This is a genomic window from Roseovarius nubinhibens ISM (genome assembly GCF_000152625.1).
Classification (GTDB): domain Bacteria; phylum Pseudomonadota; class Alphaproteobacteria; order Rhodobacterales; family Rhodobacteraceae; genus Roseovarius; species Roseovarius nubinhibens.
This window is the reverse complement of the sequence record NZ_CH724156.1, coordinates 2,061,417-2,075,386: the sequence shown is the minus strand read 5'-3', so window position 1 is coordinate 2,075,386 and position 13,970 is coordinate 2,061,417. Positions and strand designations below refer to the sequence as shown.

Below are 13,970 nucleotides of genomic sequence, written 5' to 3'. Positions count from 1 at the left end.
GCATGATCCGCTTACCCCTTGTCGTGGAAATGGTCATAGACCCGCTGCGCCAGCGCCTCTGACACGCCCTCCACCGCCTTGAGATCGGCCAGCGCCGCCCGGCTCACCGCCTTGGCCGAGCCGAAATGCGCCAAGAGCGCCCGCTTGCGTGCCGCGCCAACCCCCGGCACCTCGTCGAGCGGCGAGGCGCTCACCGCTTTCGACCGTTTCGCGCGATGGGTGCCAATGGCGAACCGATGCGCCTCATCGCGCAGCCGCTGTACGAAGTAAAGCACCGGATCATTGTGCCGCAGCGCCATCGGCCGGGTGCCGACACGGTGGAACTCTTCCTTGCCATGGTCGCGGTCCACCCCCTTGGCGACCCCCACCATGGCGATATCCTCAACCCCCATCTCGCGCATGATCGAGGCCACGGCGCTCACCTGCCCCGCGCCCCCGTCGATGAGCAGCAGATCGGGCCAGAGCCCCTTGTCGCGCTCCGGGTCCTCCTTGAGGAGCCGCTTGAACCGCCGCTTGAGCACCTCTTTCATCATGCCGAAATCATCGCCCGGGGTGAGCTCGTCGCCCCGGATGTTGAACTTGCGGTACTGGTTTTTCAGGAACCCGTCCGGCCCCGCCACGATCATCGCGCCGACGGCATGGGCGCCCTGAATATGGCTGTTGTCATAGACTTCGATCCGGCCCGGCGGCGCGTCGAGCCCAAAGGCCTCGGCCAGCCCGGACAAGAGCTTGGCCTGCGTCGCGCTCTCGGCCATCTTGCGGGCGAGGCTCTCGCGCGCGTTGCGCAGCGCGCCATCGACCAGCTCGGCCTTCTCGCCCCGGATCGGCACGAGGATCTCGACCTTGCGCCCCAGACGCTCGCCGAGCGCCGCCGCCATCAGATCATTATCCTCAAGCGCATGGCTCAGGATGAGCTGCCGCGGCGGCTCCTTGCTGTCATAGAACTGGCCGATAAAGGCCTCGAGAACCTCGGGTTCTTCGACATCGACACCGACGCGCGGATAGAAATCGCGGTTGCCCCAGTTCTGCCCGCCCCGGATAAAGAACACCTGCACACAGGCCTGCCCCTTCTCCAGATGGAGCGCGATCACATCGGCATCCTTGACGGTGCGCGGGTTGATCCCCTGCGCCGTCTGCACCTGGGTCAGCGCCTTGATCCGGTCACGCAGCGCGGCGGCTTTCTCGAACTCCATCTCGTCCGAGGCCGCCTGCATATCCTGCGCGAGCTTTTCCTGAATTTCCGTCGACCGCCCCGACAGGAACCGCTCGGCATCACTCACCTGCGCCGCGTAATCCTCGCGCGAGATATAGCCGACACAGGGCGCGGTGCAGCGTTTGATCTGATATTGCAGGCAGGGCCGCGTGCGCCCTTCGAACATCGTGTCGCTGCAATTGCGCAGCATGAAGACCCGCTGTAGCTGCGCCAAGGTCCGGTTCACCGCACCGGCGCTGGCGAAGGGGCCGTAATAGGCCCCCTTCTCGCGCTTCGCGCCGCGGTGTTTCTTGATCATCGGATAGTCATGCGCCTTGGTGACCAAGATATTGGGAAAGCTCTTGTCGTCGCGCAGCAGCACGTTGTAGCGCGGCTTGAGCTGCTTGATCAGGTTCTGCTCCAAGAGCAGCGCCTCGGTCTCGGTCGCGGTGGTCAGGAACATCATCGAGGCGGTGTCACGGATCATCCGCTGAATGCGCCCGGTATGGCCGGTGGGCCGGGCATAATTGCTCACCCGCGCCCGCAGGTTTCGCGCCTTGCCGACATAGAGAACCCGCGCCTGCGCATCCAGCATCCGATAGACGCCGGGCGAGCCATCGAGTGACCTGAGGTAACCCCGGATCACGTCATGCCCGGTTTCTGGCGCGTTGGTTTCAGTCATTTGCCTACAAAGATGATTCTGGAGGGTTCATCAGCATCTTATCTCGCCCGGATCAAGGGCAAACAAATCCCCGCTTTCTGTGGATAACCCCGTAGATAACATTCTGCGAAGGGGATTTTTACCTTGTATACAGCACGCTTCGTTGAACTGCTTATTTTTTAGGCAGTATTGTAACGTATTGATTTTCATAAGTAAAAATCTTCAGATTATCCAAACTCCTGAAAACATTACACTTTTTTAACGGTTCTGTAACGTGCCCTCACGCGGGTGCACAACTCAGCCGCGCGAACCGCGCGGTAGGGTTTACTCCGGCCCTAAAATGTCAGGGGTCTGCCAGCCCAGATGCTGCCCGCCATCGGTACAAATGAGCTGACCGGTGACGCCCCGCGCATAGAGAAGGTAATGCAGCGCGCCCAGAATATCGTCGACATTTGACCCACGGTTGAGCACCGTCGCCGCCCGTTGCCGGGCGAAATGTTCGTCGCTCTGCCGCGCCGCCTGCAATGTCGGGCCGGGGCCGATGGCATTGACCCGCACCTTGGGCGCCAGCGCCTGCGCCGCCGTTCGGGTAAAGGCCCAGAGCCCCATCTTCGCCAGCGTGTAGGTCATGAACTCAGGCGTGAGCTTGCGCACCCGCTGATCGATCATATTGACCACCAGCCCCCGCGCCACCGGTTCACCATTGAGGTCAATCGACGGCTCGGGCATCGCCGCCGCCACCGCCTGAGTGAGGACGAAAGGCGCGCGCAGATTGCTCTGCATATGCCGGTCCCAGCTCTCGCGGGTGGCGCTGTGCAGCGTGTCATATTCGAACACCGAGGCATTGTTGATCAGCACCTCGATCGGCCCGCCCAGCGCCTCCATGGCGCGCGGCACGAGGCTCTGGATCTCGTCCTCGCGGGTCAGGTCCGCCTGGATCGGAGAGGCCTGCTGGCCGATCTGGTTGATCTCGCGCATCACCTCCCAGGCGGCGCCTTCCGAACTGGCGTAATGCACCGCCACGTCATAGCCCTTGTTCGCCAGATCCAGCGCCATCGCCCGGCCCAGCCGATGCCCCGCTCCCGTGACCAATGCCCGTGACATGACCGCCCTCCGTTAGATCAGCAATACCGCGATATAGATCAGATAGGCCGCGCTAAAGCCCGCGCCCCAGATCCGCCCGATGTCCCATTTCCAGAACACGAAGGGAATGAGAACCAGCGACGCGGCCAGCATCACCCAGAGGTCAAAGCGCAGGAATTCCGCATCCACCGGGATCGGCCCGATAAGCGCCGCAACCCCGATGATCGCCAACAGGTTGAACATGTTCGACCCGATCACGTTGCCAAGCGCCACATCCGCCTGTTTGCGCAGCGCCGCCATGACCGTCGTCGCAAGCTCGGGCAGCGAGGTGCCCAGCGCCACCAGCGTCAGACCGATGATCGCATCGCTCACGCCATATTGCCGCGCGATGATCGACGCGTTGTCGACCAAGAGATCCGCCCCGAGCGGCAGGCCGATCAGCCCCAGCACGAGGAACATGATGATCTGCCACCACGGCATGTCCGGGTCCGCGCCTTCGACCTCATCAGCCTCGGTCGCCGCCGCGCTACAGCTCGCCTTGCGGTGCCGATGCGCATCCCGCGCCGCATCAAAGAGCATGAAGGACAGCGCCGCCAACAGGACGATCGCCGCCCAGATGTCAAAGATGCCGCGAAAGGCCAGCGCGATGAACAGAACCGTGGCAAAGATCATATGGCTATAGGTCTTGCGGCTGTCGCAATGGCTCGTATGGACCACCGACAGGATCGCCGGCAGACCCAGAACCAAGAGGACATTGGCGGTGTTCGACCCCACCACATTGCCGAGCGCCAGCCCCGCCTTCTGCTCGATCACCGCGTTGATGGCGATCAACAGTTCAGGCGCCGAGGTGCCAAAGGCCACGATGGTCAGGCTCACGATCAGCGCCGGAATCCCGACCCGCAGGCTCAGGTTCACCGCGCCCTTGACGAGGCTGTCGCCCGCCAGCAGCAGGATCAGAAGCCCCAGTCCCGCATAGAGCCAAACCATCATTTCAACTTATCCTTTCCACAGGCACAGGGCCCGCGACCGATCCGGTAGCGGCCACAGCCTTTGCATTTCGCAGATGAGAGCGTTTTCTGGCCTGGGAAGCGCAGCTTGCCAAACATGGCGAGCACCCCCATGCCGATGAGGAACAAGACGACGATCTTGACGATCATTGACGGATACCGAAACGCGCGAACTCCGCCCGCTCCTCGACCGCGATCAACGCATCCTCGACGACCGAGGCCCCGAACCGCTGAAACAGGCCCTTCTTGCGGCCATAGCGCAAGAGCTTGACCTTGTCGCCATAGAGCTCTTTGAGCTTCGGCTCGAGATGCGCCTCGCCATCGGCAAGCCCCAGCTCAACCGCCTGCCGCCCGATCCAGAACTCGCCGGTAAAGAGCTTCTCATCGCGGCTGAGCTTGTCGCCCCGGCGCGCCTTCACATGGTCGATGAACCCGGTGTGCATCTGCGCCAAGAGGCTCTCGAGCCGCGCCACGTCTTCCTTCTTTTCCGGCTGGAACGGGTCGAGCGTCGATTTCGACTCCCCCGCCGTATAGACCCGCCGCTCGATGCCCTGACGGGCAAGGAACACATGCGCCCCGAACCCGGCCGAGATCACTCCGATAGAGCCGAGGATCGAGCCGTAATCGACCCAGATATCATCCGCCGCCACCGCCAGCCAATAGCCGCCCGAGGCCGCCACATCCTCGACAAAGGCATGCACCGGCACGCCTTTTTCCTCGGACAGGCGACGAATTCGGGCGGCGATGAGCGCCGATTGCACCGGCGAGCCGCCGGGCGAATTGATCACCAGCGCCACCGCCTTGGGCTTGCCCCGCGCAAAAGCCTTGTCGATGACGGGCCCGATGGCCTCGTCGCTGAGCGCCGCACGCGGCCCCGATCCGATTGTGCCCGCCAAACGCACCACAGCGACGCGCGGCCGCGACCGGCGCCAGGGCAAGGCGGATTTCAAGCGTTCCCAGAATGTCATGTGGCCGATGTAGAATGCCACCGCCCCCGAAACAAGGAGCGGGGGCGCCCACCGGCGCAGATATTGCAAAAATATAACGTCCGGCCCCGCGCCGAGGAGAGTGGTTAACAATTCGTCAACCTCTCGCGCGCTACCGTTAACCTCTTCACGGGATTGGGGATATCGATGGTCTGCCGCGCCTATACCGTCGCTTTTGAGGGGATCGAGGCCCGCACAGTCGAGGTGCAATGCGCCGTGGCCGCGGGCGTGCCCGCCTTCTCGGTGGTGGGCCTGCCGGACAAGGCGGTGAGCGAGGCGCGCGACCGGGTGCGCGCGGCGCTGACGTCGATGTCCATCGCGCTGCCCTCGAAACGCATCACCATCAACCTGAGCCCCGCCGACCTGCCCAAGGAGGGCAGCCATTTCGACCTGCCCATCGCGCTGGCATTATTGGCCGCGCTCGAGATCATCCCGGCGGATGCGGTGGCCGACACCACCTCGCTGGGCGAGCTGTCGCTCGACGGCTCACTTGTGCCGGTGGTGGGGGCGCTGCCTGCGGCCCTGGCCGCCGCCGAACATGAGCGCACCCTGCTCTGCCCCCGCGCGTCGGGGGCCGAGGCCGCCTGGGTCGGCGATGCCCGCGTGCTCGGTGCCCGCGATCTGGCCGAGGTGGTGCGCCATTACACTGGCCAGTCGCCGATTTCGCCTGCCGAGCCAGGCGAGGTCCGCGCCGATCCGGGCCTGCGCTGCCTGCGCGACGTCAAGGGACAGGAACGCGCCAAACGGGCGCTCGAGATTGCCGCCGCAGGCCGTCATCACCTGATGATGATCGGCACGCCCGGCTCGGGCAAATCCATGCTCGCCGCCCGGTTGCCGGGTCTGCTGCCGCCGCTCGGGGCCGCCGAGGCGCTCGAAACCTCGATGATCCATTCGCTCGCCGGTCTGATCGACGAGGGCGGCATCAACCGCACCCGGCCCTTTCGCGAACCGCATCACACCGCCTCGATGGCGGCCATCGTCGGCGGCGGGCGCCGCGCCGGCCCCGGCGAAATCAGCCTCGCCCATAATGGCGTGCTCTTCATGGATGAGTTTCCCGAATTTTCCCGCGCCGTGCTCGAAACCCTGCGCCAGCCGATCGAGACCGGCGAGGTCATGGTCGCCCGCGCCAATGCCCATGTGAAATACCCCTGCCGCTTCCTGCTGGTGGCCGCCGCCAACCCCTGCAAATGCGGCTATCTGCCCGATCCCGCCCGCGCCTGTTCGCGCGTGCCGATGTGCGGCGAGGATTATCTGGGCCGCATCTCCGGGCCCTTGATGGACCGGTTCGATCTGCGGCTCGAAGTGCCGCCCGTGGGATTTGCCGATCTCGACCTGCCCGCCAGCGGCGACAGCTCGGCCGAGGTCGCGACCCGCGTCGCCCGCGCCCGCGAGGTGCAAGCCGCCCGCTTTGCCGAACATCCAACAACCCGGCTCAACGCCGATGCCGAGGGCCACGTGCTGGAAGAGATCGCCACGCCCGATGCCGAGGGCCGGGCACTTCTGACCCGCGCCGCCGAACGGTTCGGCCTCACCGCACGCGGCTATCACCGCATCCTGCGCGTGGCCCGCACCATCGCCGATCTCGACGGATCGGATCACGTCGCCCGCCCGCATGTGGCCGAAGCGGTGAGCTACCGCATCACCGGTCTGAAAGAGAGCTGATCCAGCGCGCCGTGCTGGCAATCGCCGCCCGCGCCTCGGGAAACCAGCCGTCGAAAATCTGCCAGACATGCGGCGCGCTGGCCCATGTCTCGAGCTCGACGGCGCCCCCGGCCTGACGCAAAACCTCTGCCATGCGCCGCGCGTCATCCAAGAGGATCTCGCTCTTCGACGCTTGGATCAGAACCGGCGGACAGTTGGAAAACTCCGCAAAGAGGGGCGAGACGCGCGGGTCTTTCGCCGCCATATCGCCCAGCGCCATCGCCGCCAGATCATGCACCCGCCGCGCCGGAAAGAAATGCTCGGTCGCGTCATTGCTCTGGACCGACGCGCCGGAAAAACTCAGATCGGCACAGGGCGACCAGGCGAAAACCCCCGCCGGTCGCTGCCCCTCCCGGCCCAGCTCGGCCAAGAGCGACAGCGCCAGCCCGCCGCCCGCGCTATCGCCCCCGATGATGATCTGCTCCGGCGCATGGCCCTCGGCCCGCAGATAGTCCCAGGCGCGACGCACATCCTCCTGCGCGGCTGGCAGCGGGTGCTCCGGCGCCAACCGATAGGCCGGCATAAAGGCCCGCATCCCGGTCATCCGACAGAGCCGCGCCACCATCTTCTGATGGGTCTCGGGCCGCCCGGCGATAAACCCGCCACCATGGACATAAAGAAGAACCCGCTCCTCGCGCACCGGCCCGGCATTGACCCAGAGCGCCCGACCGCCCGGATAGCGCAGCTCTCGCGTCTCCATCCCCGGCACCCGCCGAAACACCCAGCGCGCCGAAACATCCAGATGCCAGCGCAGCGGCTCGGGCCGCTCGACCCGGTTCATCATGACCCGCATGACGGGCCGCATCAGCCCGCCCATGAGGCGCATCCGAAGGCTCATCCGCGCTTGCGCTCGATCGCCTCCCAGATGATCTCGGCCACATTGGTACCGTCGAACCGCTCAAGCTCCTGAATGCCGGTGGGCGAGGTCACATTGATCTCGGTGAGATAGTCGCCAATCACATCGATGCCGACAAACACCTGGCCTTTTTCGCGCAAGAGCGGCCCGATCCGGGCACAGATCTCGCGGTCCCGCTCGCTCAACGCGATCTTCTCGGGCCGTCCGCCCACATGCATGTTCGACCGGGTCTCCCCCGCCGCGGGCACCCGGTTGATCGCCCCCACCGGCTCGCCATCGACGAGGATCACCCGCTTGTCGCCCTTCGACACATCGGGCAGGTATTTCTGCACGATCAACGGCTCGCGGCTGAAGCTGGCAAAGGTCTCATGCAGCGAGGTGAGGTTGCGATCTTCCTTGCGCAGCAGGAACACCCCCGCCCCGCCATTGCCATAGAGCGGCTTGAGGATCACATCGCCATGGCGCTCTTTAAAGGCGCGCAGCGTCTCGATATCGCGCGCGATGGTCGTCGGCGGCATGAGATCGGGAAAATCGAGGATCAACAGTTTCTCAGGATAATTGCGCACCCAGAACGGATCATTGACCACCAGCGTGCCGGGTGCCAACCGGTCCAACAAATGGGTCGTGGTGATGTAGAACATGTCAAAAGGCGGGTCCTGCCGCAGCCAGACCACGTCGAATTCCGACAGATCCACCACCTGCTCCTCGCCGAGGCTGTAATGATCGCCCTCGACCCGCTGCACCCGTAGGGGCCAGCCCCGCGCCGTCACCCGCCCCTCGTCATAGGCGAGCCGGTCGGGCGTGTAGTAAAACAGCTCATGCCCCCGCGCCTGCGCCTCGAGCGCAATGCGGAACGTGCTGTCGGCATTGATATTGATGGGGCCGATCGGGTCCATCTGAAAGGCGATCTTCATGCTTCATCCCTCGTTCTGGATGAAACCTACATGCGTCAGCCCGCGCCCATGTTCAATTCACAAATGCCCAAAAGCGTTCTCAAGGATGCGCGGCACGCCCATCCCGTCCACCGTCGCCACGTCGAAACGCAGCTCGGCAAGCTGGCCTTCGGGCACCTGACCGAGGAATTCCGACGCCGCCGTATAGATCCGCGCCATCTGCGCCGTACTGAGGCTTTCGAGCGCGCGCTCATGGGTGGCGGCGGATTTCACCTCGACACAGAGGATGACGCCCTGGTGGCGAAAGATGAGGTCAATCTCGCCGGATTGCCCACGCCAACGCCGGGCCAAACAGCGTGCGCCCCGCGCCTCATAGCGGCGCAGCACCGTTTCTTCCGCCGCCCGCCCGCGATCATAGGCGCACCGACCGCGCCGCTGCCGGGCCGCAACCGGTGGCGTGACCATTGGCGCCGCATCCCCAAGCGCCGCCTGTTGATCGGCATAGTCGAAAAGGTCAAAAGGCATCGCGCGCGTCCCGAGAATCACAAAAAAACAACCGATCTCACGGTCGCACAAATCACCTAATATTCACCTAATCATTCGCCCTTTTCGATCTGCAGCGCCATTTGATAGACCTGCCGCCGTTTCCAGCCGGTCTCCTGCGCCACCTTATCCGCCGCATCGCGCACCGATGCGCTCTCGAGCGCCACGCGCAGCCGCGCCTCGATATGGGCCTCATCGACGGTAATCGCCGTTCCCCGGTCGATGAGCACCACGATCTCGCCCTTGAGGCTGCGCGCGCCCACCTCCTCGGCCAATTGCCCCAGCGGGGCGCGGATCACCTCCTCGAATTTCTTGGTAAGCTCCCGGCAGAGCGCCGCCTCGCGGTCCGGGCCAAGCACCTCCGCCGCATCGCGCAGCATCGCCGCCACCCGCTTGGGCGATTCGTAAAAGACCAGCGTCGCCTGCACCCCGGCGATCTCGCGCAGCGCGGTTTTGCGCTGGCTCGCACTGTTGGGCAAAAACCCCTCAAAGAGAAACCGGTCGGTCGGAAGCCCCGCCACGGTCAGCGCCGTCACCACCGCCGAGGGCCCCGGCGCGGCGATCACCCCCAGCCCCTCGTCGCGGGCGCTGCGCACCAGATCAAAGCCGGGATCGGCAATCATCGGCGTACCCGCCTCCGAGGCATAGGCGACCGACCGGCCCTCGGTCAGCGCCGCCATGATGCGCGGTCGCATCTTGCCGCCATTGTGATCGTGATAAGCCCAGAGCGGCCGATCCCCGAGGCTAATGCCATGGATTTCCATCAAATGCCGCAGGCTGCGCGTGTCCTCGGCCACCAGCACCTCGGCCGAGGCCAGGATGTCGAGCGCCCGCAGCGTGATGTCACGCGCCGTGCCGATCGGTACGGCGACAAGGTAGAGACCCGCCGCCAATCTTTCTGTCCTGGGATTCATCTCTGGACCCGCCCCGTGGTAACACTATTATGAGCTGTGACATCGCGGCAGGACCAGCCCGCCGCCCTGACAAAGTGAGGAACACCCATGTTTGCCGTTTTGCCGAGCGCCCGCAAGGTGCTGAGCCGCCTTTTCGTCCTGTTCTCGCTGCTCTGGCTCGCTGCCTGTGACGATGCGATGCTGCCAAGCGCCGGCGGCGGCACCGGGAAGAGAATCGACCCGGGCAAACCGGTGCCGGTGGCGCTTCTGGTGCCGCATGGCTCGGCCGCCCCTGGCGAGGCGGCGCTGGCCCGCGATCTGGAAAACGCGGCCAAGCTCGCGGTGGCCGATCTCGACGGGGTGCGCATCGACCTGCGGGTCTATGGCACCGCGGGCAACCCGGCCAAGGCGCGTCAGGCGGCGCTCAACGCCGTGGCCGACGGGGCGCAAATCATTCTCGGGCCGCTGCATGCGGAATCCGCCAATGCGGTGGCCATCGCCATGGCGCCGAAAAACGTCAACGTGCTGGCCTTCTCCAACAACCCGACCATCGCCGGCGGCAATCTTTTCGTGCTGGGCCATACCTTTGACAACACCGCCAACCGGATGATGAGCTATGCCCGCAAACAGGGCAAATCGCGGGTTCTGGTGGTCAGTTCCGACAATCTCGCGGGCGAGGTTGGCCAAGAGGCCATCGCGCGCGCTGCCGCCGCCAATGGCATCTCGCTGGCCGGGCGGGTGCGCTATGGCTTCTCGCAAGACGGGGTCGTCGCGGCCGTGCCGAAAATCACCCAGACCGCGCGTCAGGCCAATGCCGACATGCTCTTCCTGACTTCCAACACCGCCGGCGCGCTGCCGCTCTTCGCGCAGATGCTGCCCGAGGCCGGGCTCTCGCCCGAGGTCATCCAATATGTCGGCCTGACCCGTTGGGACCAACCGGCCCAGACGCTGAGCCTGCCGGGCATCCAGGGCGGCTGGTTCGCCGTGCCCGACACCGGCCGCATGGCGAGCTTCAACAATCGTTTCCAAGGCGCCTATGGCAGCAGCCCCCACGCCATCGCCGGGCTGGCCTATGACGGGATCGCCGCCATCGGCGCGCTGGCCCGCTCGGGCCGGGGCGACGCGCTGAGCCGTGGCTCGCTGACGCAAAGCTCGGGCTTTCAAGGCACCGGCGGCGCCTTCCGCCTGCTGCCCAATGGCAGCAACCAGCGGGCGCTGGCCGTGGCCACCGTGCAAGGCGGCCGGATGGTGATCGTCGACCCTGCCCCGCGCGGGTTCGGTGGTGCGGGCTTCTGATCCGGACCTCCCGCACATGATCGTGCAAGACGTCGAGGCGGCGCCGCAGACCCTGATCTGCGACGCCGCCGAAATTTTCGACCTCCCCGGAACGCTCACCGCCATCGACGCCACCGCCGAGGCGATCCCCGATCCGCGCGATCTGCGCAGCGCGGTGGTGAGCCTTCTGACCGAACGCCGCAAGGCCGGGCGCGACGCCATCGCCGCAGCGCTCGCGGATCATCCCTTTGCCGCCCATGAGGCGACGCGCAGCTATTGCTGGCTCACCGATTGTCTGGTGCTCGCCGCCTATCACACCGCCACCAAACACCTGCACCCGCGCCCCAACCCGACCCAGTCGGAACGGTTGGCACTGCTGGCGGTGGGCGGCTATGGGCGCGGCGAAATGGCCCCGCAATCGGATGTCGACCTGCTGTTCCTGACCCCCTACAAGATCACCGGCTGGGCCGAGAGCGTGATCGAGAGCATGCTCTACATCCTGTGGGATCTGCGGCTCAAGGTCGGCCATGCGAGCCGCACCATCCGCGACTGCCTGCGGCTCGGGGCCGAGGATTTCACCATCCGCACCGCCCTGCTGGAACACCGTTTCATCACCGGCGATGCCAAGCTCTGCGCCGATCTCGGCCACCGGCTCTGGCGCGATCTCTTCCGCAATTCGGCGCGCGAATTCATCGAGGCCAAGCTCGAGGAACGCGACCAGCGCCACGAGAAACAGGGCGGCCAGCGCTATGTGGTCGAACCCAATGTGAAGGAAAGCAAAGGCGGGCTGCGCGACCTGCAATCGCTGTTCTGGATCGCCAAATACCTGCACCGGGTGCAGCATGTGTCCGAGCTGGTGGCGCTCGGCATGTTCACCGAGGAAGAGTTCGACCGCTTTGCCCGGGCCGAGAATTTCCTCTGGGCGGTGCGCTGTCACCTGCATCTGGCCACCGGACGGCCCAATGACCAGCTGAGCTTTGATCTGCAGGTCGAGGTCGCCTCGCGCATGGGCTTTGTCGATGTCGGCGGCCGCCGCGCCGTGGAACATTTCATGCAGGCCTATTTCCGCCACGCCAATGCGGTGGGCGAGCTGACCCGCATCTTCCTGACCAAGCTCGAAGCGATGCATGTCAAGGCCGAGCCGATCCTGCAGCGGATCTTTGGCCGGCGGCGCAAGCTCAAACCCGGCTATGTCGAGGTGCACGGCCGTCTCGGCATCGCCGACGAGACCGAGTTTCTCAGCGACCGGGTCAATCTCCTGCGGCTCTTCGAGGAAGGGCTGCGCACCGGTCTCCTGATCCACCCCGACGCGATGCGGCTGGTGACGGCCAATCTGCACATGTTCGACAATGAGATGCGCGACGCCCCCGAGGCGCGCAAACTCTTCCTCGGGCTCCTGCTCAAACACGGCAATCCCGAACGCGCCCTGCGCCGGATGAACGAGCTGGGCGTGCTCTCGGCCTTCATCCCCGAGTTCGAGCCCATCGTGGCGATGATGCAGTTCAACATGTACCACCATTACACGGTGGACGAGCACACGATCCAATGCATCTCCTACCTCGCCCGGATCGAACGCGGCGAGCTGATCGAAGAGCTGCCCGTCGCCTCGTCGATCCTCAAGGAAGGGGTGAACCGCCGGGTGCTCTATGTGGCGCTGCTCCTGCATGACATCGGCAAGGGCCGCCCCGAAGATCACTCGATCCTCGGGGCCCAGATCGCCCGCCGCGTCGCGCCCCGTCTCGGGCTCAAGCCCAAGGAGGTGGACACGGTCGAATGGCTGGTGCGCTATCACCTGCTGATGTCCGACATGGCGCAGAAGCGCGACATCGCCGACCCGCGCACCGTGCGCGACTTTGCCAAGCTGGTGCAGACCCGCGAGCGGCTCGATCTGCTCTGCGTGCTCACCGTCTGCGACATCAACGGCGTCGGCCCCGGCACCTGGAACAACTGGAAGGCATCGCTGATCCGGGCGCTCTATCGCCAGACCCGCCGCGCCATGGAAGGCGGGCTCGAGGCGCTCAACCGCGAACAGCGCGGCTCCGAGGCGAAACGCAACCTGCGTCAGGCCCTGCCCGACTGGGACAGCCGCGACATCAAGCTCGAAACCACCCGCCATTACCCGGCCTATTGGCAGGGGCTGCATGTCACCGCCCATGTGGTCTTTGCCCGGCTCCTGCGCGACCTGGGCGAGAACGAGATCGCCATCGATCTCGCCGTGGACAAGGACCGCGACGCGACCCGCGCCTGCTTTGCACTCGCCGACCATCCCGGCATCTTCTCGCGGCTCGCGGGCGCGCTGGCGCTGGTTGGCGCGAATGTGGTCGACGCCCGCACCTATACCTCCAAGGACGGCTTTGCCACGGCGGCCTTCTGGATTCAGGATGCCGACGGCCACCCGTTCGAGGCCGACCGCCTGCCCCGCCTGCGCCAGATGATCGACAAGACGCTGCGCGGCGAGGTGATCCCGCGCGAGGCGATCAAATCGCGCGACAAGATCAAGAAACGCGAACGCGCCTTCCGGGTGCCGACCCATATCACCTTCGACAATGACGGGTCCGAGATCTACACGATCATCGAGGTCGACACGCGCGACCGCCCCGGGCTGCTCTATGACCTGACGCGCACGCTGGCGGCGCTCAATGTCTATATCAACTCGGCGGTGATCGCGACCTATGGCGAACAGGTGGTCGACACCTTCTATGTCAAGGACATGTTCGGGCTGAAATTCCACTCCGAGGCCAAGCAACGGTCGCTCGACCGCAAGCTGCGCGAGGCGATTTCGGCCGGTGTCGAACGCGCCGAGTCCTGAGCCGGTGACGGGCCGCCGGGAAACCACCCCGTCTTGGCCATCTGCCTGCCGCATTGCGCCTGCATCGACGG

At 65.3% G+C, this 13,970-nt stretch carries 12 protein-coding genes; 3 read left to right on the top strand and 9 right to left on the bottom strand.

Annotated features, from left to right (window positions below; genetic code table 11):
* Positions 1-11: 11 nt before the first annotated feature.
* From uvrC to ISM_RS09890, 5 genes are all read right to left on the bottom strand, one after another.
* Positions 12-1,874 carry an excinuclease ABC subunit UvrC gene (gene uvrC / locus ISM_RS09910; RefSeq protein WP_009814019.1) on the bottom strand — a complete coding sequence of 621 codons (1,863 nt, stop codon included), beginning with the start codon at positions 1,872-1,874 and terminating at the stop codon, positions 12-14.
* Between the two features lie 303 nt (positions 1,875-2,177).
* Positions 2,178-2,957 carry an SDR family oxidoreductase gene (locus ISM_RS09905; protein ID WP_040618004.1) on the bottom strand — a complete coding sequence of 260 codons (780 nt, stop codon included), beginning with the start codon at positions 2,955-2,957 and terminating at the stop codon, positions 2,178-2,180.
* Between the two features lie 12 nt (positions 2,958-2,969).
* Entirely contained in the window at positions 2,970-3,926 is a 957-nt protein-coding gene (locus ISM_RS09900; RefSeq protein WP_009814017.1) for a calcium/sodium antiporter, read from the bottom strand.
* Complete coding sequence (locus ISM_RS18415; protein ID WP_009814016.1) at positions 3,923-4,093, bottom strand: hypothetical protein; 171 nt, start codon at positions 4,091-4,093, stop codon at positions 3,923-3,925. The genes ISM_RS09900 and ISM_RS18415 overlap by 4 nt, the downstream gene beginning before the upstream one ends.
* Complete coding sequence (locus ISM_RS09890; RefSeq protein WP_420806191.1) at positions 4,090-4,893, bottom strand: S49 family peptidase; 804 nt, start codon at positions 4,891-4,893, stop codon at positions 4,090-4,092. Before ISM_RS09890 ends, ISM_RS18415 begins: the two co-directional genes overlap by 4 nt.
* Positions 4,894-5,076: 183 nt before the next feature.
* On the opposite strand from ISM_RS09890, the gene ISM_RS09885 reads away from it, so the two are divergent.
* Complete coding sequence (locus ISM_RS09885) at positions 5,077-6,591, top strand: YifB family Mg chelatase-like AAA ATPase (protein WP_009814014.1); 1,515 nt, start codon at positions 5,077-5,079, stop codon at positions 6,589-6,591.
* On the opposite strand, the gene ISM_RS09880 is transcribed toward ISM_RS09885, so the two are convergent.
* The 4 genes from ISM_RS09880 to rsmI form a co-directional block, all read right to left on the bottom strand.
* Positions 6,569-7,468: an alpha/beta hydrolase gene (locus tag ISM_RS09880; RefSeq protein ID WP_009814013.1), complete on the bottom strand. Its 900-nt coding sequence runs from the start codon at positions 7,466-7,468 to the stop codon at positions 6,569-6,571. The genes ISM_RS09885 and ISM_RS09880 overlap by 23 nt on opposite strands.
* Positions 7,465-8,400 carry a glutathione synthase gene (gene gshB, locus ISM_RS09875; protein ID WP_009814012.1) on the bottom strand — a complete coding sequence of 312 codons (936 nt, stop codon included), beginning with the start codon at positions 8,398-8,400 and terminating at the stop codon, positions 7,465-7,467. Before gshB ends, ISM_RS09880 begins: the two co-directional genes overlap by 4 nt.
* Positions 8,401-8,457: 57 nt before the next feature.
* Entirely contained in the window at positions 8,458-8,904 is a 447-nt protein-coding gene (locus ISM_RS09870; protein WP_050754180.1) for a YraN family protein, read from the bottom strand.
* A 71-nt stretch (positions 8,905-8,975) separates the two neighbouring features.
* The gene (gene rsmI, locus ISM_RS09865; RefSeq protein ID WP_040618003.1) at positions 8,976-9,836 is read right to left on the bottom strand and encodes a 16S rRNA (cytidine(1402)-2'-O)-methyltransferase; all 861 of its coding nucleotides are present in this window, start codon (positions 9,834-9,836) and stop codon (positions 8,976-8,978) included.
* 87 nt (positions 9,837-9,923) lie between these two features.
* On the opposite strand from rsmI, the gene ISM_RS09860 reads away from it, so the two are divergent.
* On the top strand, positions 9,924-11,111 hold the full coding sequence (locus ISM_RS09860) for a penicillin-binding protein activator (RefSeq protein WP_009814009.1): 1,188 nt from the start codon (positions 9,924-9,926) through the stop codon (positions 11,109-11,111).
* 16 nt (positions 11,112-11,127) lie between these two features.
* Complete coding sequence (locus ISM_RS09855) at positions 11,128-13,899, top strand: [protein-PII] uridylyltransferase (RefSeq protein ID WP_009814008.1); 2,772 nt, start codon at positions 11,128-11,130, stop codon at positions 13,897-13,899.
* Positions 13,900-13,970: the final 71 nt, after the last annotated feature.

What these genes read in the sequence shown, in the direction of transcription:
- ISM_RS18415 (WP_009814016.1), bottom strand. Translation starts at nt 4,093, where the DNA reads ATGATCGTCAAGATCGTCGTCTTGTTCCTCATCGGCATGGGGGTGCTC.
- gshB (WP_009814012.1), bottom strand. Translation starts at nt 8,400, where the DNA reads ATGAAGATCGCCTTTCAGATGGACCCGATCGGCCCCATCAATATCAAT.
- uvrC (WP_009814019.1), bottom strand. Translation starts at nt 1,874, where the DNA reads ATGACTGAAACCAACGCGCCAGAAACCGGGCATGACGTGATCCGGGGT.
- ISM_RS09860 (WP_009814009.1), top strand. Translation starts at nt 9,924, where the DNA reads ATGTTTGCCGTTTTGCCGAGCGCCCGCAAGGTGCTGAGCCGCCTTTTC.
- ISM_RS09885 (WP_009814014.1), top strand. Translation starts at nt 5,077, where the DNA reads ATGGTCTGCCGCGCCTATACCGTCGCTTTTGAGGGGATCGAGGCCCGC.
- rsmI (WP_040618003.1), bottom strand. Translation starts at nt 9,836, where the DNA reads ATGAATCCCAGGACAGAAAGATTGGCGGCGGGTCTCTACCTTGTCGCC.
- ISM_RS09900 (WP_009814017.1), bottom strand. Translation starts at nt 3,926, where the DNA reads ATGATGGTTTGGCTCTATGCGGGACTGGGGCTTCTGATCCTGCTGCTG.
- ISM_RS09855 (WP_009814008.1), top strand. Translation starts at nt 11,128, where the DNA reads ATGATCGTGCAAGACGTCGAGGCGGCGCCGCAGACCCTGATCTGCGAC.
- ISM_RS09880 (WP_009814013.1), bottom strand. Translation starts at nt 7,468, where the DNA reads ATGAGCCTTCGGATGCGCCTCATGGGCGGGCTGATGCGGCCCGTCATG.
- ISM_RS09905 (WP_040618004.1), bottom strand. Translation starts at nt 2,957, where the DNA reads ATGTCACGGGCATTGGTCACGGGAGCGGGGCATCGGCTGGGCCGGGCG.
- ISM_RS09870 (WP_050754180.1), bottom strand. Translation starts at nt 8,904, where the DNA reads ATGCCTTTTGACCTTTTCGACTATGCCGATCAACAGGCGGCGCTTGGG.